Genomic DNA, 1,981 nt, shown 5'->3' on the forward strand with positions numbered 1-1,981 from the left:
AAATACCTCGAAAAGTTCACTTTGATAGACCAAAAAAAGTCGATATCAATGTCTCAATGACAATTGGTCGTTACAAATCTTTTAATGATATCAATTCAGAACAGATTAAAGCTAATTTAAAAAGTCTTGATTTTGAAATTGGTGAAAATGTGTATGCATCTCGCATTATTTCAAGCATTAACTTAGTTGACGGATTTTATATTAAAGAACTCGCTGTAAACAGTGCCAACATTGTCAATATCGATTATCGAGAGTATGCACAGATAACGCATGTTGAGGTGCTAATAGATGAATAGAGAAAAATTCCTCATTTGGCAATATCGTACAAAACCCAAGGCATTAGGCACTATCAAAGCTATCAATAAAGAGACTGGTAACACGTTTAACAATGTCATTCAAATTGCGGATGTTCTCAGCATCAACGACGCGACAGGTTATGCACTTGATTTGATTGGTCGTCATGTTGGCGTCTTGCGTGTATTACCTTCTGCTATCACCAAAGAATATTTTGGATGGTTAGAAGATAACACAGCATTATCATTTGATATTGGTGAATTTTATCGACATGGCGACGCTTTAACGGCATCTGTTGTATTAAATGATAGCGATTATCGTTTCTTTATTAAGGCAAAAATTACTAAAAATTATCAAAGTGGTGAAATATCAAACATTGTAAAATCAATTAAATTCGTGATTGGCAGAAATGGAAATATTATTGATTCCCAAAATATGACAATGAACGTATTAGTTAACAGTGATCAACTCAATTCACTTACTTTGTATGCAATTAGTAAAATGGATATTTTAGCCCGACCTGTTGGTGTTATGTATCAATATATTGTTCTAATTAATAATGAACCGTTTGGATTTTCGCATGACAATGCATCATTCGGTTTTAATTTAGGCAAATTTGTTCGACTTCAAGAAATAGGAACTATTCAATGATTATACAAAAAAAACCAGATTATTTAATCTTTGCAGATTCAGCAAAAAAAGGGGAAGTTACGGATTTTCCTGATGTAAGTCGAGGCTGGGGAATCACCATCGATCAAACTGCTTCGAAACCACCAATGGAATGGATGAATGGCGCATTTAATCGAATTGATAAAAATATACTATATCTGTTACAACAAGGTGTGCCAGAATGGAGTGAGTTAGTTACTTATCCAGAAAATGCTATTATAAAATATAATGGTGCTTTATACATAGCCATAGTTAAAAATGACAATGCACAACCGTCGAGCGACACCTCTAAGTGGCAAAGATTACAGGCAGATTATTTTAATGCTTTACCCGCACAAAAAATAATGAATGGTAGTGATCCTATTTATGAGGTAGGTGAACATGTTGATTTTAAAAAAATAGCAATAAACGGCCAGCAGATTAGCCGTTTTATTATTGCTAAAGGTTCAAACATAAACGGCTGGTATGAAATATACAGTGATGGCTTTAAACGAGTTGGCAACAAATGGCCTGTCTCCAACCCGCTTCATTCACCAAACCCGTTAGGTTGTGTAAAAGTTCCATTCCCAATACCGTTTACCCAGACAGTTATATCTGTCAATGTCTCAATTGAAACATCTACACCTGCAGTTGAAATCATAAATTATGAAATCAATAGTTTGCATGAAATAGGGCTAACAGCGGGAATGTTCGGTGCATCGGGAATGGTTGCGATGAGTGAATTTGCATGTTCATACTCAGCCGAGGGATATTAATATGAGATATTTCAATAAAATAACAACGGCAGAGGTAATGCCCAGTATATATGATATCAATTATGATGTAATAGAATTAGACAATAATCATTGGTTTTTTACGTCGGACATACCCGACAACAAAAAAATAGTTGCTGATGCAAACGGGCAATCAAAACTAAAGAATATTAGTGATAGTCTCAGCAATATAGATAAAATAAAAACCAACAAATAAAAACAACAACAATTAATTAATAATGTGGACACAAATAACAATCCTGCAA

At 34.1% G+C, this 1,981-nt stretch carries 2 protein-coding genes and 1 pseudogene; all 3 read left to right on the top strand.

Annotated elements, in window-relative coordinates:
- Positions 1–296 (top strand): annotated as a pseudogene (locus tag A9G10_RS12650) (baseplate J/gp47 family protein); the annotation flags it as partial.
- Positions 289–945, top strand: a complete 657-nt coding sequence (locus A9G10_RS00025) for a DUF2612 domain-containing protein (protein ID WP_065557661.1) — start codon at positions 289–291, stop codon at positions 943–945. The pseudogene A9G10_RS12650 and the gene A9G10_RS00025, both read left to right, overlap by 8 nt.
- Positions 942–1,718 (top strand): hypothetical protein, encoded by a 777-nt coding sequence (locus A9G10_RS00030; protein WP_065557662.1) that lies wholly within the window; start codon positions 942–944, stop codon positions 1,716–1,718. The genes A9G10_RS00025 and A9G10_RS00030 overlap by 4 nt, the downstream gene beginning before the upstream one ends.
- The last annotated feature ends 263 nt before the right edge of the window (positions 1,719–1,981 follow it).

Origin of the sequence: Gilliamella sp. wkB308, from assembly GCF_001690185.1 — a bacterium.
GTDB classification, from domain to species: Bacteria; Pseudomonadota; Gammaproteobacteria; order Enterobacterales; family Orbaceae; genus Gilliamella; species Gilliamella apicola_I.

Coding starts and splice junctions, on each gene's coding strand:
- A9G10_RS00025 (WP_065557661.1), top strand. CDS start 289: ATGAATAGAGAAAAATTCCTCATTTGGCAATATCGTACAAAACCCAAG.
- A9G10_RS00030 (WP_065557662.1), top strand. CDS start 942: ATGATTATACAAAAAAAACCAGATTATTTAATCTTTGCAGATTCAGCA.